This window comes from Lentzea albidocapillata subsp. violacea, assembly GCF_900100275.1.
In the GTDB taxonomy this organism is placed as follows: Bacteria; Actinomycetota; Actinomycetes; order Mycobacteriales; family Pseudonocardiaceae; genus Lentzea; species Lentzea violacea.
Window position 1 is genome coordinate 409,627 of the sequence record NZ_FNET01000001.1, and the last position, 21,829, is coordinate 431,455.

17 protein-coding genes are annotated in these 21,829 nt (G+C 69.3%); 12 read left to right on the forward strand and 5 right to left on the reverse strand.

Annotated elements, in window-relative coordinates:
- Positions 1–7: 7 nt before the first annotated feature.
- The 8 genes from BLR21_RS01610 (at position 8) to BLR21_RS01645 (ending at position 8,712) form a co-directional block, all read left to right on the forward strand.
- Positions 8–289 carry a sarcosine oxidase subunit delta gene (locus BLR21_RS01610; RefSeq protein WP_090003829.1) on the forward strand — a complete coding sequence of 94 codons (282 nt, stop codon included), beginning with the start codon at positions 8–10 and terminating at the stop codon, positions 287–289.
- Positions 286–3,126 carry a sarcosine oxidase subunit alpha family protein gene (locus BLR21_RS01615; protein ID WP_090003830.1) on the forward strand — a complete coding sequence of 947 codons (2,841 nt, stop codon included), beginning with the start codon at positions 286–288 and terminating at the stop codon, positions 3,124–3,126. The genes BLR21_RS01610 and BLR21_RS01615 overlap by 4 nt, the downstream gene beginning before the upstream one ends.
- Positions 3,116–3,697, forward strand: a complete 582-nt coding sequence (locus BLR21_RS01620) for a sarcosine oxidase subunit gamma (RefSeq protein ID WP_090003831.1) — start codon at positions 3,116–3,118, stop codon at positions 3,695–3,697. Before BLR21_RS01615 ends, BLR21_RS01620 begins: the two co-directional genes overlap by 11 nt.
- Positions 3,694–5,061, forward strand: coding sequence for an L-serine ammonia-lyase (locus BLR21_RS01625; protein ID WP_090003832.1), 1,368 nt, complete (start codon positions 3,694–3,696; stop codon positions 5,059–5,061). Before BLR21_RS01620 ends, BLR21_RS01625 begins: the two co-directional genes overlap by 4 nt.
- A complete protein-coding gene (locus BLR21_RS01630) occupies positions 5,045–6,265 on the forward strand; it encodes an aminodeoxychorismate synthase component I (protein WP_090003833.1) in 1,221 nt (406 codons plus the stop codon). Before BLR21_RS01625 ends, BLR21_RS01630 begins: the two co-directional genes overlap by 17 nt.
- A 94-nt stretch (positions 6,266–6,359) precedes the next feature.
- Positions 6,360–7,205 (forward strand): formyltetrahydrofolate deformylase, encoded by an 846-nt coding sequence (gene purU / locus BLR21_RS01635; RefSeq protein ID WP_090003834.1) that lies wholly within the window; start codon positions 6,360–6,362, stop codon positions 7,203–7,205.
- A 20-nt stretch (positions 7,206–7,225) separates the two neighbouring features.
- Entirely contained in the window at positions 7,226–7,846 is a 621-nt protein-coding gene (locus tag BLR21_RS01640; protein ID WP_090003835.1) for a cyclodeaminase/cyclohydrolase family protein, read from the forward strand.
- Positions 7,843–8,712: a bifunctional 5,10-methylenetetrahydrofolate dehydrogenase/5,10-methenyltetrahydrofolate cyclohydrolase gene (locus BLR21_RS01645; RefSeq protein ID WP_090003836.1), complete on the forward strand. Its 870-nt coding sequence runs from the start codon at positions 7,843–7,845 to the stop codon at positions 8,710–8,712. Before BLR21_RS01640 ends, BLR21_RS01645 begins: the two co-directional genes overlap by 4 nt.
- 36 nt (positions 8,713–8,748) lie before the next feature.
- On the opposite strand, the gene BLR21_RS01650 is transcribed toward BLR21_RS01645, so the two are convergent.
- Positions 8,749–10,074, reverse strand: a complete 1,326-nt coding sequence (locus BLR21_RS01650; RefSeq protein WP_090003837.1) for a helix-turn-helix domain-containing protein — start codon at positions 10,072–10,074, stop codon at positions 8,749–8,751.
- A gap of 334 nt (positions 10,075–10,408) precedes the next feature.
- On the opposite strand from BLR21_RS01650, the gene BLR21_RS01655 reads away from it, so the two are divergent.
- Positions 10,409–11,266 (forward strand): glycoside hydrolase family 16 protein, encoded by an 858-nt coding sequence (locus tag BLR21_RS01655; RefSeq protein WP_176929402.1) that lies wholly within the window; start codon positions 10,409–10,411, stop codon positions 11,264–11,266.
- 334 nt (positions 11,267–11,600) lie between these two features.
- On the opposite strand, the gene BLR21_RS01660 is transcribed toward BLR21_RS01655, so the two are convergent.
- On the reverse strand, positions 11,601–12,653 hold the full coding sequence (locus BLR21_RS01660) for a DUF2330 domain-containing protein (RefSeq protein WP_090003839.1): 1,053 nt from the start codon (positions 12,651–12,653) through the stop codon (positions 11,601–11,603).
- A 271-nt stretch (positions 12,654–12,924) separates the two neighbouring features.
- On the opposite strand from BLR21_RS01660, the gene BLR21_RS01665 reads away from it, so the two are divergent.
- Together BLR21_RS01665 and BLR21_RS01670 are read left to right on the forward strand one after the other, a co-directional pair.
- A complete protein-coding gene (locus tag BLR21_RS01665) occupies positions 12,925–13,365 on the forward strand; it encodes a hypothetical protein (RefSeq protein WP_090003840.1) in 441 nt (146 codons plus the stop codon).
- Complete coding sequence (locus BLR21_RS01670) at positions 13,362–14,252, forward strand: TIGR01777 family oxidoreductase (RefSeq protein WP_090003841.1); 891 nt, start codon at positions 13,362–13,364, stop codon at positions 14,250–14,252. The genes BLR21_RS01665 and BLR21_RS01670 overlap by 4 nt, the downstream gene beginning before the upstream one ends.
- Positions 14,253–14,399: 147 nt before the next feature.
- On the opposite strand, the gene BLR21_RS01675 is transcribed toward BLR21_RS01670, so the two are convergent.
- From BLR21_RS01675 to BLR21_RS01685, 3 genes are read right to left on the reverse strand one after another with little or no spacing between them, the layout of a single operon-like run.
- Entirely contained in the window at positions 14,400–16,172 is a 1,773-nt protein-coding gene (locus tag BLR21_RS01675) for an FGLLP motif-containing membrane protein (RefSeq protein WP_090003842.1), read from the reverse strand.
- Positions 16,172–17,920, reverse strand: a complete 1,749-nt coding sequence (locus tag BLR21_RS01680; protein ID WP_090003843.1) for a patatin-like phospholipase family protein — start codon at positions 17,918–17,920, stop codon at positions 16,172–16,174. The genes BLR21_RS01675 and BLR21_RS01680 overlap by 1 nt, the downstream gene beginning before the upstream one ends.
- Positions 17,921–17,970: 50 nt before the next feature.
- On the reverse strand, positions 17,971–20,559 hold the full coding sequence (locus BLR21_RS01685) for a LuxR C-terminal-related transcriptional regulator (protein ID WP_176929403.1): 2,589 nt from the start codon (positions 20,557–20,559) through the stop codon (positions 17,971–17,973).
- A 169-nt stretch (positions 20,560–20,728) separates the two neighbouring features.
- Between BLR21_RS01685 and BLR21_RS01690 the strand changes: the two genes are divergently transcribed.
- Positions 20,729–21,253 carry an RICIN domain-containing protein gene (locus tag BLR21_RS01690; RefSeq protein ID WP_090003845.1) on the forward strand — a complete coding sequence of 175 codons (525 nt, stop codon included), beginning with the start codon at positions 20,729–20,731 and terminating at the stop codon, positions 21,251–21,253.
- Positions 21,254–21,829 lie beyond the last annotated feature (576 nt).

The following is a 21,829-nucleotide window of genomic DNA, read 5'->3' on the forward strand; positions in this document are numbered from 1 at the left end:
GCCGAGAATGCAACTCATCCCGTGTCCGTGGTGCGGGCCGCGCGAGGAAGCGGAGTTCCACTACGGCGGCCAGGCCCACGTCGCCTATCCCGAGGACCCGTCCGCGCTGACCGACGAGGAATGGGCCCAGTACGTGTTCTTCCGGGAGAACCCGAGCGGCCCGTTCGCCGAGCGCTGGAGCCACAGCGCCGGGTGCCGGCGGTGGTTCAACGCCGTCCGCGACACCCGCAGCCACGACCTGCTCGCCGTCTACCGCGCGGGCGAGCCGATGCCAGAGGTGCTCTCATGACCTTCCGCACGCCCACCGGTGGCACGATCGACCGGAACACCTTGCTGCACTTCACCTTCAACGGCCGGAAGCTGACCGGGCACCCCGGTGACACGCTGGCCTCCGCTCTGCTGGCGAACGGCGTGCACGAGGTCGGCAGCAGCGTGAAACTCGGGCGCCCGCGCGGGATCGTCGCGGCGGGGTCCGAGGACCCGACCTCGCTGGTCCAGGTCGAGGAGCCGTTTCCAGAGCCGATGTTGCTCGCGACGACCGTCGAGCTCTTCGACGGTCTGGTCGCGCGTGGTCTGGCGGGCCAGGGCAGGCTGGCGCCCGAACCGGACCCGGCGCGGTACGACGCCAAGCACGAGCACTGCGACGTGCTGGTGGTCGGCGCGGGTCCGGCCGGCCTGGCGGCCGCGCTGACCGCCGCCCGCAGTGGCGCGCGGGTAGTCCTGGTCGACGAGCAGAACCAGGCTGGCGGCGCGTTGCTGGGCGTGGACGAGTACCTCGACGACCGGCCGTCCGCGGCGTGGGTCGCGGATGTGCTCGCCGAGCTCAGGAGCACGGCGGGGGTGCTGGTGCTGGAGCGGACCACGGCGTTCGGCATGTACCAGGACGGGTTCGTGCTCGCCCTGCAGAAGCGCACCGACCACCTCGGGTTCGCCGCGCCGGCCGGCGTCGCCCGCCAGCGGGTCTGGCGGATCAGGACCAGGCAGATCGTGCTCGCCACGGGTGCGCACGAACGTCCGGTGGTGTTCGCCGGCAACGACCGGCCAGGGATCATGCTCGCCTCGTCGGCCCGCACGTTCCTGCACCGCTACGGCGTACTGCCCGGTTCGCGGGCGGTGGTGTTCACCACCAACGACAGTGCGTACTGCGCGGCGATCGACCTCGCCGAGTCCGGTGTGGACGTTCCAATGATCGTCGATGCCCGGCCGGAGGCTCCCGCCCGGCTCGCGACCGAGTGCGCTGCGCGCGGCATCGAGGTGCGCGCCGGGCACGTGGTGATCGGGACCGAGGGTGCGGGGCGGGTGACTGACGCGCACGTCGCTCCGCTCGACGGTGTGGCCGGTCACTGCGACACGGTCGTGTGCGACACGGTTCTGGTGTCGGGCGGCTGGAACCCGGTGGTGAACCTGTTCAGCCAGGCCCGCGGAAAGCTGCGCTATGACGCGGAACTCGGTGCGTTCGTGCCGGGGGAGGAACTGGAGACGGTCCGGGTCGCGGGCTCGGCGACCGGTGAGCTGGACCTGACGGCGTGTGTTCGGCAGGGACGCAACGCCGGTGCCTCGGCAGCGATCTCCGCCGGGTTCACACCGCGCGGTCAGATGCCGCTGCCGGTGTCGGACTCGCGGTGCACGTCACGGTCCGGTCTGGTGCTGTGGCGGGTGCCGGGCGACGACGACGCCAGTTTCGTCGATCTGCAACGGGATGCGACGGTGGCGGACGTGCTGCGGGCGACCGGTGCGGGTCTGCGGTCGTTGGAGCACATCAAGCGCTACACGACCATCGGCACCGCGCACGACCAGGGCAAGACGTCCGGCATGATCGCGGCGGGCATCGTCGCGGAGGCACTGGGCGTCGAGCTGGCGGACCAGCGGCCCACGACGTTCCGCCCGCCTTACACCGCGGTGTCCTTCGCCGCGCTGGCCGGCCGGGACCGCGGCGAGCTGCACGACCCGGTGCGGGTCACGGCGATCCACCCGTGGCACGTGGCGCACGGGGCGTTGTTCGAGGACGTCGGCCAGTGGAAGCGGCCCTGGTACTACCCGCAGGCCGGGGAAGACCTGCACACGGCCGTGCTGCGCGAGTGCAAGGCCACGCGCGAAAGCGTCGGCATGATGGACGGCTCGACGCTGGGCAAGATCGACGTGCAGGGCCGTGACGCCGGCAAGTTCCTGGACATGCTCTACACCAACATGATGAGCACGTTGAAGGTCGGCAGGATCCGCTACGGCGTGATGTGCGGCGTCGACGGGATGGTGATCGACGACGGCACCGTGATCCGGGTCGGGGAGGAGCGTTACCTCGTCACCACGACCACCGGCAACGCCGCCAAGATCCTCGACTGGATGGAGGAGTGGCTGCAGACGGAGTGGCCACACCTCGACGTGCACTGCACCTCGGTCACCGAGCACTGGGCCACGATCCCGCTGGTGGGCCCGAAGTCCCGGGACGTGCTCGCCGCGGTGGCTCCTGATCTCGACGTTTCCAACGAGGCGTTCGAGTTCATGACGTGGCACGACACTCATGTGGCGGGCGTTCCCGCGCGTGTGTGCCGGATCAGCTTCTCCGGCGAGCTGGCCTACGAGATCAACGTGACCGCGTGGCACGGCCTCGCCGTGTGGGAGGCGTTGATGGCGGCGGGGGAGCAGTACGGGATCACGCCGTACGGCACCGAGACCATGCACGTGCTGCGCGCCGAGAAGGGCTACCCGATCATCGGCCAGGAGACCGACGCCACGGTCACCCCACAGGACCTCGGCATGTCCTGGGCCGTCTCCAAGAAGAAACCCGACTTCATCGGCAAGCGCTCGTTCGCCCGCGCGGAGAACAACCGCACCGACCGCAAACAACTGGTCGGTCTCCTGCCCGTGGACCCGAGCGTGCTGCTTCCGGAAGGCTCCCAGATCGTCGAGACCGATCGCCTGCCCGAACCCCCGGTCCGGATGCTCGGCCACGTCACGTCCAGCTACCCCAGCGCGGCGCTGGGCCGCACGTTCGCCCTCGCCCTGGTGCGGTCAGGACACGAACGGATCGGCGAGACCCTGTACGTGCCGGTCGAGGACTCGCTGGTGCCGGTCACCGTCACCGAATCCGTGCTGTACGACAAGGAAGGAGCCCGTCGTGACGGTTAGTCCCCTCGCTGCCTGGCGCGGCCGGCTGGCGGCGCTCGCCCCCGCGCTGGCTGTTGCCGAGCGACCCTTCCGCTCGCAGCTCACCGTGCGCGCGTCGGAGCCTTCCGCGATCGCGGCGATGGGTTCGGCGCTGGGAGTCGTGTTCCCGTCGGTTCCGTGCACCTTCACCGCGGGCTCTGGACAGTTCGGAGACGTCGAGGTGCTGTGGCTCGGGCCCGACGAGTTCCTCGTCGTGGCGGCTCCGGATTTGCAGGTGTCGATCGAGGAGGTGTTGCGTGGCGCGCTCGGTTCCTCCCGTGGGTCCGTTGTGGACACTTCGGCTCAACGCACGACCGTGATCCTGGAAGGACCGCACGTCCGTGACGTGCTGGCCCACGGATGTTCCGTGGACCTGCACCCGTCTGCGGCTCCCGCCGGCACCTGCGTGCAGACGTTGCTCGCCAGGACCGGGATCATCCTGCAGGTCACGGGTCCGGACCGCTGCACGGTGCTGGTGCGGTCGTCGTTCGCCGAGTACCTCGCGGCCTGGCTGAGCGACGCGTGCGTCGAATATCAGGCGGCCGCGCCGTGAGCCTCAGCGTGTTCGACCTGTTCAAGGTCGGCATCGGGCCGTCCAGCTCGCACACGGTCGGCCCGATGCGCGCAGCGAAGTCCTTTGTGGACTCTCTTGGTGACGAGCTGCCGCAGATCGCCTCCGTGCGGGCGGAGCTGTTCGGCTCACTCGGCGCGACTGGCCACGGGCACGGCAGCGTGAAGGCGGTCGTGCTCGGGCTGGCCGGACATGCTCCCGACACCGTTGATCCACTCGACGCCCAGCCGGTGGCGGACTCCGTCGCGGAAACCGGGAAGCTGGAGCTCACCGGTGGCCACGTGATCAAGTTCTCCGTCGCCGACGACGTGGTGCTGCACCGGAAGAAGCGGCTCGACTTCCACAGCAACGGCATGGTGTTCCACGCTTTCGACCGCTCCGGTCACCCCGTCTCGGTCCGCACGTACTACTCGGTCGGCGGCGGCTTCGTGGTGGACGAGGACGCGGCCGGCGCCAAGGTTCTCGTCGAGGACTCGACTCCGGTGGAGTTCCCGTTCTCCACCGGGGAGGAACTGCTCGCCCACACCCGTCGCACCGGTCTGCCGATCAGCTCGATCGTGCTGGCGAACGAGCTGGCTCGACGCAGTGAACAGGAAGTCCGGGAGGGCCTGCTGGCGATCTGGGACGTCATGCGCGCCTGCGTCGAGCGCGGCTGCGAGACGCCCGGTGTGCTGCCGGGCGGCTTGAAGGTGCGGCGGCGTGCGGCAACGTTACGCGAGCAGCTCGAAGCGGTGGGTGAGACATCGGATCCGTTGCGCGCCATGGAATGGGTCACCCTGTTCGCGCTCGCGGTGAACGAGGAGAACGCGGCGGGCGGCCGGGTCGTGACCGCCCCGACCAACGGGGCGGCGGGCATCATCCCCGCGGTGCTGCTCTACTACGACCGGTTCGTCCCCGGCTCCTGCGCGGACGGCGTGGTGCGGTTCCTGCTGACCGCGGGCGCCGTAGGCATGCTGTTCAAGCAGAACGCCTCCATCTCCGGGGCCGAGGTCGGCTGCCAGGGTGAGGTCGGATCGGCGTGCTCGATGGCCGCCGCGGGCCTCGCGGAGGTGCTCGGCGGCTCGCCGGAGCAGGTGGAGAACGCCGCGGAGATCGGCATCGAGCACAACCTCGGCCTGACCTGCGATCCGGTCGGTGGACTGGTGCAGATTCCGTGCATCGAACGCAACGCGATCGCCTCGATCAAGGCGATCACGGCGGCCCGGATGTCCGTACGCGGCGACGGCACCCATCACGTGAGCCTCGACAAGGCGATCAAGACGATGCGCGAGACCGGGGCCGACATGAAGGACAAGTACAAGGAGACCTCCCGGGGCGGGCTGGCCCTCAATGTCGTCGAGTGCTGAGCGCCTGGGCGCGGGTGCGCCGGTGGCCGCCGTGCTGCGGGCGCTGGCCCGGCGGGCCGAACGCGACGGGATCGCGCCGCCGGCCGCGTTGACCGGATCGTGGTTCGGCTCGCGCGCGGTCGTGGCGCCCAGCCTGGACGTTCGCGCTGTCGATGCCGGGGAAGCACTCCGCACCGGGTCCCGCCGCTCCGGCGGTTTCATCGGCGGTGGCTGGTTCCTCGCCCTGCGCTATCCCGACGACGGCCTGGACTCGCTCGACGCGACCGGGGCCTGGTCGGACTCGGTGCTGCGCATGGATGATCAGGGCTGCTGGTGGTTCGAGAGCTTGTCCGGCCAGTCGTGCCCACCGGACGTTCGCCGCGCGGTTCGCCGCGGGGACGTCGCGCAGCACTGGGAGATCGACTGGATCCCGCCCGACGGCGACGCGCACCGAGCGGCGGTGCGGGCCTGCCTCACCGCGATTGCCGCAGGCGATGTCTACCAGACCTGCGTCTGCACGCGGTTCACCGGAGAGTTCAGAGGATCTGTGGCCGACCTCTTCGCGGACGGGATCGAGGCGACCGCGCCGGAGCGGGGAGCGTTCCTCGGCGGCGTTGCCTCCTTCTCGCCGGAGCTCTTCCTCTCCCGGCACGGCAACGAGGTCCGGTCCAGTCCGATCAAGGGAACCCTGCCGCTGTCGGCCGATCCCGCGCTGCTGCGGCGATCGGAGAAGGAGGTCGCCGAGAACGTCATGATCGTCGACCTGGTGCGCAACGACCTCGGCCGCGTCTGCCTGCCCGGCACCGTGACCGTTCCCGAACTTCTCCAGGTCCGTCCCGCGCCGGGTGTCTGGCACCTGATGTCCACTGTGTCCGGCGCCCTGCCGCCCGCAGTGTCCGATCTGGACGTCGTGGCAGCGGTCTTTCCGCCCGGATCGGTGACCGGAGCACCGAAATCCTCGGCACGCCGGTTCATTCGCCAGTGGGAGCACGCACCGCGCGGCGCGTACTGCGGCGCGGTCGGGCTCTCATCACCGGTCGCGGGGCTGGAGCTCAACGTGGCCATCCGGACGGTCGAGGTCTCGGGCAGCACTGCCGTCCTCGGCGTGGGTGGCGGTATCACGATCGACTCGGACCCTGAGGCGGAGTGGCAGGAGTGCCTGACGAAGGCACGCGCCGTAACGGGCCTCACGGCTCGTGCGAAAGTACCGATTTTCGTTGGCTGACAACATGTTCTTCGGTCTTCGGCACTTGACCGAGAGGTAGTCCGGAGTTAGTGTGAGCTTAATATATCAGTCGGCTACCAGGCGAGGAGACGTCGTGGCTCGACACTTCACCCTGACCTTGAGCTGCCCGGAACGGGCGGGCATCGTCCACGCGGTGACCTCGTTCCTGGTCGACCAGGGCTGCGACATCGTGGAGCACCAACAGTTCGACGACGACGTGCGCAGCAGGTTGTTCCTGCGCACCGCGTTCTCCTGTGCCTCAGCCGATGTCGACGATCTCGCGAGTGAGTTCGCCGCTGTGGCGAACGAGTTCGAAATGGACTTCAACCTGCGGGACGAGCGTCAGCCACGCGTCCTCGTGATGGTGTCGAAGGCCGGTCACTGCCTGAACGATCTGCTGTTTCGCTGGCGTGCGGGGAGTCTCGGCGCCGAGCTCGCGGCAGTGGTGTCCAATCACGAGGACCTGCGCCCGATGGCGGAAGCCGCCGGACTCGACTTCGTGCACGTGCCGAACACCGCCGACACCAAGCACGCCGCGGAGCAGCGCCTGCTGGACCTCGTCGAGGAGTACCAGGCCGACCTGGTGGTGCTCGCGCGGTACATGCAGGTGCTCTCCAACGACCTGTGCGCCAAGCTGGCCGGGCGAGTGATCAACATCCACCACTCGTTCCTGCCGGGGTTCAAGGGCGCCAAGCCCTATCACCAGGCCTACGACCGAGGCGTGAAGTACGTCGGCGCGACGGCGCACTACGTGACCCCCGACCTCGACGAGGGACCGATCATCGAGCAGGAGGTGCTGCGGGTCGACCACACCTTCGACCCGCGCGCGCTCACCGCCGCCGGCCGCGACGCCGAGGCGCTCGCCCTGTCACGAGCGGTGCGCTGGCACTGCGAGCACCGCGTGCTCCTCAACGGCAACAGCACCGTCGTCTTCCGATGACTCACCGGAACGGAGAAGTGATGCGTGGCCAGACAATCGACGACTTCTTGACCGACCTCGCGGCGCGGGTGCCCGCGCCCGGCGGCGGCGCGACCGCGGCGTTGCACGCGGCTCAAGCGGCGGCGCTGGTGGGGATGGTCGCCCGCTACAGCGACGGTGCCCGGTTCGCCGAGCACGCCGAGGAAATCGCGGGCATCGTTGCCGGCGCGGACCGGTTGCGGGTGGAGGCGCTCCGGCTGGCAGAGGCCGACGCGACCGCGTTCACCGCCGTAGCGGACGCCTACTCGCTGCCACGCGCCACGGATGACGAGAAGGCGTTGCGCCGCAATATGATCGCGGTCGCTCTGAAGGGGGCGTGCGTGCCGCCTGCCGCCGTTGTCGAGGTCGCCGCTGACACCGTAGTGCTCGCGGAGCGGCTGATCCCGATCGGCAACCGGTCCGTGATCACCGACGTGGCGGCCGCCGCGGAGGCGGCGCGGGCGGCGGCGACGACCGCGCGGGTGAACATCGAGGTCAACCTCGGCGGGATCACCGACGCCGACAACAAGGCCGTGCTGCTGGCCTCTGCCCACTCCGTCGACCTGATCGTGGAACGTGCCGAGAAGGTAACGGCCGCCGTGCGCGCGGAGCTGGCCGCGTGACCGCGACGACGACCGCCGGGCGCCAGATCGCGACCCCGTTGAGCGGGAAGGCGCTGGCCGCCGAGATCCGACGCCGCACCACCGAGCGGGTGACCGCGCTCGCCGCCGCCGGCACCATCACCAAGCTGGTCGTCGTCACGGCCACGGACGACGAGTCGAGCATCTGGTACGTCCGGTCGATCGCCAAGGCCGCGGCCGCGGTCGGCATCGACTGCGACATCGCCGACCTCGGTCCGACGGCGTCGCCGAGCCACATCCGGCACACCCTGCGCGACCTCAGCCAGGATCCGACCGTGCACGGCATCATCCTGCAGACGCCGCTGCCGTCCGGGGTCCAGCTCTCGGACCTGGCCGGCGACATCGCCCCGGCCAAGGACGTCGACGGTGCGAACCCCGCGAGCCTCGGCCGGTGCGCGGCGGGGCAGCCCGGCTTCGCGCCCGCCACGGCCGAGGCCGTGCTCGAGCTCCTCGACCACCACGCCGTCGAACTCGAGGGCCGGCACGTCGCGATCGTGGGCCGGTCGATCGTGGTCGGAACACCCGTGGCACTCCTCCTGCTCGATCGCCGCGCCACCGTCACCGTCTGCCACTCACGCACGACCGCCCTCGAATCGCACACCTCGCGGGCGGACATAGTGGTCGTGGCCGTGGGCAAGCCCGGACTCGTCAGCGCCGGCCACGTCGCACCGGGCGCGGTTGTCATCGACGTCGGCACCACGCCGTCCGAGAACGGAGGACTGCTCGGCGACGTCGACGTCGCAGAGGTCGAACGGGTCGCCGGTGCCCTGACCCCCGTGCCCGGCGGCGTCGGCCCGGTCACCACAGCGTTGCTGCTGTCCCACACCGCCGATGCGGCGGAGCGCTGACACGATTGGCCGTGAGTGGTCGGAATCAGGGCCCGCTCAAATGCTGTCGAGCAGTTCTGCGAATCTGGTGCCCAGGCGGGTGCGGAGCCTGCTGAGCTCGTGCCGGATGGGGGTGGCCGGAGCCGAGGTCACCGCCGCCATCACCGGCCGTGCCAGCTCCACGGCGGCGTCGAGGTCGCCTCGGCACGCCTGGCTGTCGGCCAGGCGCAGGGTCAGCATGAGCCTGCTGCCGTGCATCCGGGCGGGCACGTTCGCCAGTGATGTCTCCGCGTACATCACCGCGCGGTCGGCGATCACCGATCGGCCGGTGACCTCTGCCAGGTCGCGCAGGCCGCCGGCCAGGTGCGAGGCGACGTAGGTCGCGCCCGCCGCGCCGGTCAGCCACGGCGCCTCGATGCGGTCCCGGTCGTCAAACTGGTCGGCGGCTCGTTGCGCGGCCCTCGACAGCCTGGCGAATTCCCGGTGGTCACCGAGCATGGCGTGCGCGCGGGCCTGGTTCAGCTGCGCGTGCACGCCCATCCACCGACGGTTGCGGTCCACCGCGGCCGCGGCACCGCTGTAGTCGAGCGCGGTCGCCGCGTCGCCTTCGATCATGGCGAGCACGCCCATGCTGCTCAGCGCCTCACAGGCCGTTGCGACGCCACCGGACGCCAGCGCCCACTCGACGCTGCGATGCAGCCATGTCATGGCGATTCCGTGCTGCCCCCGCTTGACCCGGAGCCATCCGGCCAGGTCGGCGTACCTGGCGGCGAGCTGCAGCAGACCGTTCGCCTGTGCGCCCCGCGCCATCGGCACCAGGGTCGTGAGGGTGCGCAACGCCCGTTCGACAGGAACAGCGAGGTCACCGGCGACCTCGCTGATGTCGGCATCGAGGTACGTCGTCAGCAGCGCGGCGAATCCGTGCAGCGTCTCGGCACCCACGGTGAGCCCATCGACACCGGGCACCTCCGCGAGGCCGCCGGGCACCGGCGCCGCGCAGCCGTTGATGCCATGCGACGGGCAGATGACGCCGAACGCCGGCAACCGGACGTACCGGGTGAGCGAGGGCCGCAACTGGTCAGCACCATGTGGTGCTCGGGGCAACGGGACCGAAGCCTCCCCGGCGGAGGCGACAAGTCCAGCGCACAGCCGCGCACGGATCCTCGTCGCCACGGCGAGCAGTGAGCCGCCCGCTGCCAGCAGATCGTCGGCCTTGTCGGCGAACGCGATCCGCGGCTCCCTGGCGCCACTCTCGATCTTGGAGACGTAGGAGTGGTGATAGCCGAGGCGAGCAGCCAGCTGGACCTGAGTGAGACCCGCCTGCTCACGCAGGCGGCGTAGTTCCTGCCCGAACTCGTTCCGGCCTGTTTCCTCGTGCGTCATCGCCTGCCACTCCCACGCTTCGTTCGGGCGCCGGACGTGGAAGGCAGTGTGGTCGCGTCCGGCGCCCTGAACGCTACGGCGGCTCTCCTCGCGTTGTCAGCAGGCAGGGCGGTGAACTGGTCGCCGACACCATTGTTCGAATCGAATTTCGACGATTCCTCGATGCTCGTTCATCGGTATATCCTGTTTGGACAGTCAAGTTGCTGAACACTGTGGCCGACCGCGCGACTTTGACAGTTCTTGACAACCGCGTTCCACGGGCGTCGGTGTGCCTCCTCGTGCTCATACGGTGATCCTTGCCCTGCAGCACGTTGTTGAGGAGATCCGAGCGATGATGAACGCACGCCCAGGCATCCGGCGCTTCGGCAGATTCGCCGCGACTTGGCCGCTCGTGGCCGCAGCCTTCGTGGGCACCGCCCAGCCCGCCGTCGCGGCCGACGTTCCTCCGAACCCTGTGCAGAAGCCTGGTTGGATCCTCGATCGGCACGACGAATTCAACGGTTCGCTCGACAGCAGTCTGTGGATCACCAACTACCTCGAGTCGCGGACGCCGGCGTGGCGGTCCAAGGCGCGGTACGGGTTCCGCAACAACGCGCTGGTGCTGCGGATCGACAACGACCAGCCGACGTATTACGCGGGCGGCGGCAAGATGAAGGTCTCCAGCATCCAGACGGGGCAGAAGACCGGGCTGCACAAGGGTTCGCCCCAAGACCACACGATCCCGACAATCTGGAAGTACGCGCCCAGGTACGGCTACTTCGAGATTCGCGGGAGGACGTCCGCGCGCAGCGGGCTGCACGCCGCGTTCTGGACGGTGGGCAAGCAGGACACGCCGTCCCAGAGTGCCGAGATCGACATCATGGAACATCCAGGGCGGACTCCCCGGAACTTCAACTTCAACCTGTTCAAGTGGTCGGACCCGAACATCACCCAGGTCACCCAGTCGGTCGGGACGTCGTTCGACCTCGCCGGCGGGATGCACATCTACGCGCTCGAGTGGACGCCCACCCAGATCAAGCTGTACGTCGACAACCGGCTGACCAGGACGGTCAACCAGTCGCCGGCCTATGCCTCAGGATTCCTCCTGGGAATCTACGAGAACGCGGGGTGGACCGGGAACGTGGATCCCAATGACCCGAGGCCGAAGGAGTTCGTCGTGGACTACTTCCGTGCCTACCGCAAGGCCGGCTGACGCGTCTACATTGGACTGAACGGTGCCGTCGCGATCTTGACGAATCGGCGGTCGAACAGAGCGGCAGGAGGGTTGGCGCTGATCCTCGGCTGCGTGATGGCCATCGGAGTGCACGGTCCACAGGAGACCGCGCACTCCGATGGCCGGCAGGAACCCTGGCGGCCTCAAGGTGATCTTCGGCGTGGCCCGCGATCGTGGATTCCCACACAGTGCGCGGCGCCGGCACCGTTCCCACCGCGAGCGCCGGTTACGACGCGGGCAAGAAGACCAAGGGCCGCCACGACGCCAAGTAGTGGGCCCGCGCCCCTCGGTCACCCGTGAGCTACCGGGGTCTTCACCGGCGTTGTCGACGCCGCCGCACCAGGATGACCGCCCCGACCGCGAGCCCGACCAGCCCAACGCCGCCCAGCACCACCAGTGTCACCTCGGCGGTGGACGGGCCTCGGACGTACCGCGTGTGGACCACCACCGCCCGGTACGTCTCGTCCTCGGCTGCCTGGGTGAGGTGGATGTCGTCGGTGACCTCCTCCGGGTCGACCCGCGCGTCGTAGCGGGTCAGGAACCGACGCTCGGTCACCAGCTTCGCCAGCTCCGGATGCTCGTCGAGTTCGTCGGGCGTCAGCCAGCCGGCAAAGGTCAGGTCGGGCTCGCTGTCGCCGGGGGTGGGGTCGGTGACGTCCATCCTGTGGTCGGCGAGCACGTACAGCCGCAGCGGTTGGCTGCGCTCGGCGGCGGCCGACAACCGCATCGGGTAGACCGGCTCGTCGGTGGCGAAGCTGATCCGCATCGGCGGCAACCCGTCGTGGAAGGTCTCCTCCGCCGCCTCCGGCCGCAGGTGCACCGCGATGACCAGCCAGCCCTCGGCCAGGTACGGGCCGAGGTGCCTGGCGAGGTCAGGGGGCAGGGCGAAGTCCTTGGCGGTGAGCCAGTCGCTGACCGCGCGGTTGTCGGTGCCGGTCAGCTGGGCCAGCTCGTAGGGCCCGACCTCGACGTGGTCGACGACCGTGACCTCGCCGCCCGGTGCCTCGACGCTACCGGCTCCGTTGCCGTCGATCTTCTTCTCGCGGTACTCGACCCTGGGCCGGCTCACTTCGTCCAGGTCAGTGAACAACGCAGCGTCGGCGATGGCGAACTCGGCCCGGCTCGGCACCGGCATGAGGAACGCCACCGAGTCCGACGTGGTGTCGGCGGTGATGTTCACCGTGACGTGCTCGGTCGGGCCAACCAGCTCGACCAGCGCGGTCTCCCGTACCGGCGTCAGCTCGTCGGCGATCGCCGCTCCGCACGCACAGGCGTTCGCCACGCCCGGCCCAACCAACACCGCCCCGAGTCCACCGAGCAGGGTGAGCAGGGTGAGCAGCCAGCGTGCCAGCACGGAAAGTCGCATGGTTGCTCAGAGTGCGCCAACACTCTCGCGGTTCACGCCGTGACCAATCCGTTGTGACGGTCAGGCGGCGAGGTCGAGTGCGCCGGGGAGGTGGGCACGCACGTTGTCCCTGGCGACCCTCTTTGCACATCGTGACCCGACGCCGATCCCGGGTTCGGAACTCTGGGAGCCACCCAACCATCGAGTGAACTTCCCGGAGCAGGCACACGGGGCCCGTGATGTCTCACATGCGTGTCGTTGTTATGGTCGCGGAGGCGAGGGGTGGGGCGGAATGGTCGTGATCGTCCAACTGGTGTACCTGGTGTTGACGACACTGTGGCTGGGGTCGATGGTCTACAGCCTGGTCGTGGTGCAGCCCAGGGTCGCCAGGTTCTTCCGGGATGACGAGCAGCGCGAGGAGTTCCTCGTCGTCCTGGCCAACGGCAACCGGTGGCCGGTCGTCGCGCTCGTCGTCGGGCTGCTGCTCAGCGGGGGTGGCGTCGCGATCGCCGGCTCCGGGGCGGTGTCCGTCGGCTTCACCCTGGCCGTGGGGCTCGACCTGGTCGCGGCGGGGATCTTCGTCGACGTCTCGTGGCGGCACTGGCCGGCCAGGATCTTCGCGCTGCCCGAGGAAATTCCCGGCTTCCGCCGTCGGCTGACCGTGCGTGCGGCTACCATGACTGTTCTTATCGGAGTGTCCTATGTGGTCGCCTTGACGGTGAGTCTGCGATGAGGATCGTGATCGCGGGGTCGAGCGGTCTGATCGGGACCGCGCTGCGCCGGTCGTATGCCGCGGACGGGCATACCGTGATCCGGTTGGTTCGCCGGGAACCCACCGCCGCCGACGAACGACGCTGGGACCCTACTGCTTCACCGGATTCCGGATTGCTGGCCGGCGCCGACATTGTGGTCAACCTCGCCGGAGCCGGGCTCGGCGAGCGGCGGTGGACGCGCGCGTACCAAGAAGTACTGCGGCGCAGCCGGATCGACACCGCGCACGCGCTCGCCGCGCTGACCGCGCAGGCCGACCCGCAACCCCGGATCCTGCTCTCGGCGTCGGGAATGCGTTACTACGGCGTGGATCGCGGTGAACTCGAGCTGACCGAGATCGCCGACTCGGCCCGGTCCGGTTTCCTGCCAGACCTCACCCGGGAATGGGAACGGGCCACCGAACCGGCCACGATCCCGGTGTGCCATCTGCGTATGGGTCTCGTGCTCGCCCGCGAAGGTGGGGTACTCCCGCAGCTGCTGCCGTTGTTCCGCAAGGGACTCGGTGGCCGGTTGGGTTCCGGCCGCGAGTACTGGAGCTATGTCGGCCTCACCGATGCCGTGCGCGCCATCCGGTTCCTCGCCGAATCGCCCGGTGCGCGGGGCCCGTACAACATCACCACGCCGAACCCGGTTCGCAGCATCGAGTTCACCCGCACCCTGGCCAGGGTGGTCGGCCGGCCCGCCGTGCTGCGCGTACCCACCTGGGCCATGCGGCTGGCACTGGGCAAGGTCGCCCCCGAGGTGCTCGGCAGCCTGCGCGTGCTTCCGGCCCGTCTGACCGAGGGCGGGTTCCGGTTCACGCAGCCGGAGCTGAAACAGGTACTGCGCCACGAACTCGTGCGGCGCTGAGTCACAGGCCGACGTGGAAGCCGGGATTGGTAGACGACACCGCGAGCGCGACCGGCGTCGATCCCTCAGGCACACCGGTGTCGCACCACAACGGGCGGCCGACCAACAGTAGCGACCTGGCGCGTTCAAAGGGCTCCGGACCTGGCGTTAACGCCGCGTGAGGTCCGGCTGAGCGTGACTTTGCCGGTTTCTCCACTTGAAGAAGCCCCAGAACAGGAACGACCCCGCGCAGAATCCTACGAACAGCCAGATCGACTTCAGCACGTCCACCGAGCGACTGCCCTCCCGCTGCAGTGTCTGTTGTGGACCTAGCAGCAGCAGGACGAACAGCAGAGCCGCTGGCAGGTACACGGCGAACCACACACGTCGGCTCCATTTCCGCAGCAGGCCGCCGTGCAGGAAGTCGATGGGAATCAGGCCGATCGCAAGTGTCTCCATGCTGAGCACGGCGATCTGCACCAACGCGGTGTCCAGCACACGCAGCGGCAGCGAGGTGGCGTCGCCGGCGGTCGCCGGGTGCGTGCCGAACTGCCACAGGACCCAGGCGCCGCAGGCGAGTGCAAACAACAACACAACGCCTCGCAGTACGCCGGCAGCGCGCACGCGCAGCGGATCGGAGTCCCTCGCCTTGATGTCGTTGTAGGCGATCAGCAATCCGTACACGTAGCCGGGAACGAAGTCGAGCCACCGCGACACCACGGCGCAGACGACAGCCACGACGAGTGCGGGTACGACGATCCGCAGCCGGGCGATGCCGCCCGCGGGGCCATTGCGGTAGTGGGTTTCGATCGCGAACTCGTAGCTGATCGCGACCAGCGGGATCGCGATCAGGTAGCCGAGGGCCTGTGCGATGTCGGCGCGCCCCACGCCCGGACCGGCCTGCACCCAGGTGAGCAGGCAGGCCGCGATCGCCGCGAACAGCAGCACAAGTGGCCACGCCGTGGGCCGGGCGGGCTTCCGCTCTCCTCGCAGGCCCAGCCAGCGCCGGATCGTGGGTTCGTTCTTCTTGTAGGTGTTGTTGAACAGCTCAGCGGGCCAGCCGACAAGCAGCCAGACCGCGATCACCAGCAGGATGCCCCACGGGAACAGGGCAGCGGCGGAGTCGAGCACCTGCGACGCGGTCGGCATGCTCGTGACGAACTCGGGTTCGGGCCAGCCCGATGTCGGTGTTGTCGTCACGACGTCCTGCCCCGACGTGGTCGTGGGCGGTGCAGACGTCGTTTCCGAGCTGGTGGTCGGCGGTGTGGTCGTGGTGACCACGGGCGGCGACGTCGTTGTGGGAGCCGCCTGGCCGGGGTTCACCCTGAACGCGGCGTGGGCGTAGTCGCCGCCCGGGCATTGGGCGACCACCCTGTGGTTGGTCACGGAGGCGTTGCGCGGCACCGAGAAGGTGGCTGTGAACGTACCGTCCGCGCTGACGGCGGCGGCGCCGGTGGTGGACTCGTCCCACAGGATCTCGACGCGGTTGTCCTGGCACGCGGTGAACCCGGTACCGCGGACGGTGACCTGGGTGGCGGGCCTGCCGGTCTGTGGTCGCAGGGTGATCACCGGGTCCGACTGCGGCGCGGCTGTCACGGTGAAGGTGGCCGTGGCGTACTCGCCGCCGTCCTGGCACCGGCCGTAGACCAGGTGATCACCGGTTGTGGCCTCGGTAGGCACGGTCATCGCGGCGCTGAACGTTCCGTCGGCCCGGATGGGCGCGGTGACGCCCGTGCCGAAGCCGTCGAAGAGGACGTCCACCGTACGGCTGCCGTAGTCGGGGCACGTGTTGTAACCCTTGCCGGAGACGGTCACCGAGGTGCCCGGCGGGCCGGACACCGGGTTCAACCACACGGAGAGTGGCGCGGCCACTGCGGGTGGACTGGCGCAGAACAGCAGCGCCACCACGCCGAGAACGGCGCTCCAGCACCGGATCCGCATCAGACGTCCCCCCACGAGTCCGCGCCCGCGGGAAGCTCGCCGTGCACGCGGCGGCGCTCGTTCACGGCGTCCACGAGCGCCTGCATGCTGATGGCACGCATGTCCTGCCCCACGGAGTCCTGCATGAACTCCCGGTGGTTTTCCCGTCCGTACAGTGCGAGCTGCATGCGTAGTGCCGTGATGTGCGTCGCGAGTTGCTCAGCCCTGGTGCGCGGGCGGCGTTCGAGCCGTTCCGCGAGCCGTTCCGAGAGGGTCTCGCGGTCGGCCGGCACGCCGAACGAGGGCGGTGGCAACCCGATGGCCTCGTCGAGCGCTGCGCGGTCGAACTCGACCAGCAGGTCGACGCCCTCGCGGCCTTCGCCGAGCGCCTGCTTGACGACCTGCCGGTACCGTTCGACCCGGTCGGGAACGTGAATCTGCGGTGCTGCGGCCTGGTCGCTGAACAGCGCCTCCACGCCGCGGGCGAACAGGTGCTCGGCGACGGCGACCACGGCGTCGGAGGGCACCAGTTCGATCGAGCGGCGGTACTCGTCGGCCGCGGTCATCCAGCCGTAGTCGATCGCGATGGCGATGAGCGCCGGGTCGACCGTCAACGGATCATGCACGTTGATCGACGGCACGACCACGCGCACGTCGTGGCCCCACCCCGCCGGATCCGGGTCGATGTCGGACCGGTACACCTCGTCCACCGCGATGTCGTTGGCGCGGAAGGCGATGTCCAGCGTTCCGCGACCGCCGAACGAGCCGTCGGGTGGCGCTCCGAGCGCTGAGCAGCCGATCGCCCACACGTAGTCGGCGCCCGCCTCCACCGCAGCACGCACGGGGCACACCTCACGCACGCCACCGTCCACATAGGTCCCCGCGCCCAGGGACACCGGAGGGAACGCCACGGGGATCGACGACGAGGCGAGGATCGCGTCCACGAGGTCGACGGGGCCCTCGCCGTTGTCGGTGAACCGGCCGTGCTGGTCAACGAACCGCAACGCTCCCGACTCCAGCCCGACCATTCCCATCCGGAGCTCGATGCCGGAGGCGGCGAGCGCGGCAGTGTCGAGGTTGCCGGCGACCAGCCCGCGCGTCGGACCGAGGTGGTAGATGCTCTGAGTCCGGCCGAACTGCTCGACCACGCAGACCAGGTGCTGGATCGTCGGTACCAGGTCGAGTGCCGCGCCCGCCGCGCCGAGGAGAAACCCCAGCGGACCGAGGAACAGCGTGGCGATGCCGGCGGCGCCACCGGCCGTGATCGCCCTGGTGGCGAAGTCCCGCAGCGCACGCTCGACCGCCTCCAGCGACGGTGCCCCGCCCAGCAGGCGTTCGAGCTCGTGCAGTGCCTCGGTCTTCAGGTAGAACGAGTCGTTGCTCGCCAACCCGCGCCAGATGGACTCGAGACGACTGAGGTACTGCGGTCCGTGCGCCAGCATGGTCCCGTTGACCGCCCCCACGGACACACCGGCGATCACCTGCGGGTTGAGCCCCGTCTCCTCGTACAGGTACTTCAGTGCGCCGAGCTGGAAGTCACCACGTGCGCCCCCGCCGCTCAACGCCAGTCCAACAGTTCTCATGTCCGTCTCTCCCCTGTGCCGGATGGACGCCAACTTGGCCTCCGCAAGCCTCAGCAGCGCGTCGACGGAGTCGACGGGGACGTCGAGCCGGTGGGCGATCTCCACCGCGCTCGCGCCCAGTTCGCGCAGGTGCAGGGCTTGCGCGTAGGTGGTTGGCAGGGCGTGCAGCACCTCGTCTGGCTTCACGAAGCGATGCTGGAGGCGACGGCCGTGTCGTGGCTTGAGTACCTCGGTACTCAATCGAGGCCGAACAGGCCGGGAAGGTCGTTGCGCGTGACGCCGAGCCTGCCGTACAGGCGCGCGAGGTGGTTTTCGACGGTGCGGATGGACAACGTGAGGCGGTCGGAGATCTCCTGGTTGCTCAACCTGCGGGCGACCAGTTCGGCGATCTCGCGCTCTCGCGTGGTCAACGCCGCGAGCACCGGCGACTCGTCCACGGCACGAAGGGCTGGAGTCACCGCGCCCTCCACTCGCCGTGCGAGAGCGCGACACCGGTGCACCGCCGCAGCCTTCGCGTTGATGTCGTTCGTGAACGCTCGAGCGGCGCTCGCGGCCGTTTCCGCGGCGAGTAGCGTCGCGCCGAGCTCCTCGAACCGTTGCGAGACGGCTAGAAACTCGGTTCCGGCCTGGGCGGCGGCGTGCGCTGCGAAGCACCGCACCAGTTCGCCGTCCACCTGATCCGCGAGCAGCGCGAGCCGCTGCCGCAAGCCGGGGAACCCGAGCCGGACGCCGTCGTGCAATGCCAACGCTTCCAGCGCCCGCTGGCCCCGTGCCACGGCTGTGTCGGCCGCGGAACGAACGAGCCGCTCGGCCCGGCTGTGCTCACCCCGCGCTGCCGCCAGCCACGCCTCTGCCAGGAGGATCTCCGAGTCGTGGGTGTGGACCATCGGCTGGTGGACACGCTGTGCCTCGGCCAGCAGTTCGAGGGCGCCGTCGAGATCGCCCAGCCACGTCGCGGCGATCGACTGGCCAGCGTGACACCAGGACAACATGCTGCCGAAGTCGTGCTGCCGCAACAGGTCTGCCGCTTCCCGGAACTGATGGCGTGCCGACGCGACGAGCCCTCTGGAAAGCAACGCGCGTCCCAGCAGCGTGGCCCACAGGCCGCGCACGTCGTCGGTCCGCCGGTTCGTTGCCGCCGTGTATCCCTCCTGCGCGAGGGCGTGCATGTCGGCGAGCCGCCCGGCCAGCCAGTACGCGGTCGCCTGGCCCGCTTGCAGGTAGTTCACCGACCACGGCACGTCGGCGGAGGCGCTGCGCGCGAACGTGATCCCGGCATCGGCGGCCTCGATCGCTCGGTTCGTGTGGCCGGTGAGAGCCAGCGCCGGGATCAGGGCCTGCAACGCCCGCGCGCGGCTGAGATCAGTGGCGGCCGCCGAGGTGAGCACTGCCTCCGCGATCGCGCGCGCCTCGTGCGGGCGACCGTTGAACATCACGATGAACGCCCTGTGCGCAGCGAACTCGTCGTGTTCGGGGCTGGGCCCGAAGTCGTCCTGCGCCTTGCGGAGAACCGTCTCCGCCGCCTCGGTGTCACCGAGGCCCCAGAACAGGTTCGACGCGGTGACAATGGGCCGCCACGCGTCGTGGCCGCCCTCGTGCGACCGGCTCAGCACGGCCGCGGCCTCATCGTGACGACACTGCCAGTACAGCGCATCGGCCAGCAGGACATGCGCGTCCGGCCCGCCACCCTTCTCCGTCGCGCTGCGGGCGAACCGCTCGGTCGCGCGGTGGTCGAAAACGTGCCTGGCCTCCCGCGCGGCCGCCAGCAACGTCTCCGGGTCGAGTGCTCTTCCCCCGTCGAGACTCCAGCCGGCCAAGCGGATCAGGTCTCCCCGGCGACGCACACCGGCCGCCGCCAGCTCGTCCGCGAGCCCGCTCAAGATCGCCCGGCGGCGCAGCATGCCCATCCGAGCACGCAACGACTCGCCGTAGAGGGGGTGCGCCAACCGGATCGACACCCGGCCGCCGTCATCGGTGGCGGACACCAGCCCGCGCGCCTCCAGCGACTCGAGCACGTCGACGTGAGGCAGGAACTCGAGTTCCAGCGGTTCACCGACGGCGAGGACCTCCAGCACCGCGGTCTCGTCCGCGGTCAGTCCGACCAGCCGCGCCTCGATCAGCTCGGACAACCGCTCGCCGAACGCGATGTCACCGTCCCAGCTCCACACGCCGCCGCGCAGGCACAATCGGCCGGACATCTGCCCGGCCCGCGCCAGCTCACGGAGGAACAACACGTTGCCTCGGGTCGCGTACCACAGCCGGTTAACCGTCAGCCTGCTCACCTGGCCGGCGAGTCCGGCGGCTAGCACGTCCGCGGTTTCCAGGCGGGACAACGGTTGCAGCTCGAGCCGCACCGCCAGCCCGTCCTTCCACAACGTCGTGATCGGGTCGGCCACGGGCTCCCGCGCCCGCACGGTGACGACGACGAACACGGTGCCCGTGGCAGCCAGCATGTGGATCGCCGCCGCCGAGGCGTCGTCGAGCAGGTGGCCGTCGTCCACGAACAACAACACCTGCTGCTCACGCCGTAGTTCGTCCCGCAGGCCCTGCATCAGTTCGACCGTGCTGTCGCTGGTGTCGGCGCCGGAAGGAACCAGATGGATCAGTGCACCGAACGCGACGTCGGACAGCGACCGGTTCGCGGTGACCCGTTCCACGACGCACCCGCGTTCCGCCGCACGCTGCGTCAGTTCCGTCGCGAGCCGTGTCTTGCCGACACCAGCCGGCCCGGAAACCACGACACCACAATGGTCTGGACCGACCAGGATCTTCTCGAGGAGATCCAGTTCCTCCGTCCGGCCGGTCAGCGGCCAGTTGCTTTCCACACCCGTACGTCGCTCACGGAACAACTTGCGTAACCGACCCATCACGGTCCGATAGCGAGGAACACCCGAACGGATGAAGTGACGTGATGGAGTACCCGGCTACTCACTCACCCAGAACCCCACCTCGGCGAACGTGACGCCGTCACAAGCAGCCAAAGGGAGGGGCATCATGACCACACGCACCTGGGCACTGCGGGCAGCAGCACTGTGTGCCACCGTGCCGTTGATCGGCGCACCGGGCATGGCGAACGGGGACACTTCTCAGCAAGCCACGGCGTACACGCTGGTGGCCAAGCACAGCGGCAAGTGCCTGACCGCAGCGGGCACGGGCGACGGCGCGGCCGTCATGCAGATGACGTGCGCAGGCCACAGCACCCAGAAGTGGATCCTGGACATCGGGGGTACCACTACGAAGATCAGGAGCGTCGGCGCCACGAACCACTGCCTCGACCTGTGGGGCAACATCAACGGCGACACGGTCGGCATCGTGAGCTGGACCTGCTACAACGCGCCGCAGCAGAACTGGCGGCTGAACTGGCGCGGTGGCCGGTACTACGAGATCCGCGCCCACGACACCGACCGGTGCATCGACGTCCCGCACACCAGCCGAGCGGAAGGCGTTCCGGTGTACCAGTGGGGCTGCCACATCGCCGACAACGCCAACCAACAGTGGGAGCTCAGGTACGAGGGATAGGTCGAGGCCCTGCGGTCGCAGGCGGCGGGGTCGTCCTCCACGGCCCCGCCGCTGCGCACACCGGTTCGCCAAGGTCTCGGCCTCGGTCAACTGGGCAGGTGAACCGTGGAGGTTGTCGCGGCCGTCACTTGCGGGATGCAGCCTGGACGAACAGCTCACGTTCAGCCCTGCCAACGCGAGCGCGCCCACCTGCCGCTCCAGTTCGACAGCTCGATCACACCGTCACCAGGCGCTCAGGGCTGATCTTGCTGTCGATATGTGCACGGCAGGACCGGGTAGCTCAGGCAGCCTGATCCGGGTGGTGCCGGGGGAGGGTGGGAGCAGCCTGACGAAGCCGGGACGTGTCAGCGTTGCCAGATAGTGCGGGTCCGGCGAGCGGAACGGAAAGGAGTACGCGAGGAACCCGCGTTGTTACCCGCTGTGCTGCACGGCTCGTCAGGTTTCGCTCAGCCAGGCCGTCGTGCAACACGCTTGCGCATCGCCCAACCGTCCTTTCCAGGACTTCGCCACCGGTGATCTTCACCGCCCGTGGCATGAACGCTGCGTGCGCATACGTGATCTTCAACCGCTGCACCC

What these genes read in the sequence shown, in the direction of transcription:
- BLR21_RS01610 (WP_090003829.1), top strand. Translation starts at nt 8, where the DNA reads ATGCAACTCATCCCGTGTCCGTGGTGCGGGCCGCGCGAGGAAGCGGAG.
- BLR21_RS01615 (WP_090003830.1), top strand. Translation starts at nt 286, where the DNA reads ATGACCTTCCGCACGCCCACCGGTGGCACGATCGACCGGAACACCTTG.
- BLR21_RS01630 (WP_090003833.1), top strand. Translation starts at nt 5,045, where the DNA reads ATGTCGTCGAGTGCTGAGCGCCTGGGCGCGGGTGCGCCGGTGGCCGCC.
- BLR21_RS01640 (WP_090003835.1), top strand. Translation starts at nt 7,226, where the DNA reads ATGCGTGGCCAGACAATCGACGACTTCTTGACCGACCTCGCGGCGCGG.
- BLR21_RS01650 (WP_090003837.1), bottom strand. Translation starts at nt 10,074, where the DNA reads ATGACGCACGAGGAAACAGGCCGGAACGAGTTCGGGCAGGAACTACGC.
- BLR21_RS01655 (WP_176929402.1), top strand. Translation starts at nt 10,409, where the DNA reads ATGAACGCACGCCCAGGCATCCGGCGCTTCGGCAGATTCGCCGCGACT.
- BLR21_RS01660 (WP_090003839.1), bottom strand. Translation starts at nt 12,653, where the DNA reads ATGCGACTTTCCGTGCTGGCACGCTGGCTGCTCACCCTGCTCACCCTG.
- BLR21_RS01665 (WP_090003840.1), top strand. Translation starts at nt 12,925, where the DNA reads ATGGTCGTGATCGTCCAACTGGTGTACCTGGTGTTGACGACACTGTGG.
- BLR21_RS01670 (WP_090003841.1), top strand. Translation starts at nt 13,362, where the DNA reads ATGAGGATCGTGATCGCGGGGTCGAGCGGTCTGATCGGGACCGCGCTG.
- BLR21_RS01675 (WP_090003842.1), bottom strand. Translation starts at nt 16,172, where the DNA reads ATGCGGATCCGGTGCTGGAGCGCCGTTCTCGGCGTGGTGGCGCTGCTG.
- BLR21_RS01690 (WP_090003845.1), top strand. Translation starts at nt 20,729, where the DNA reads ATGACCACACGCACCTGGGCACTGCGGGCAGCAGCACTGTGTGCCACC.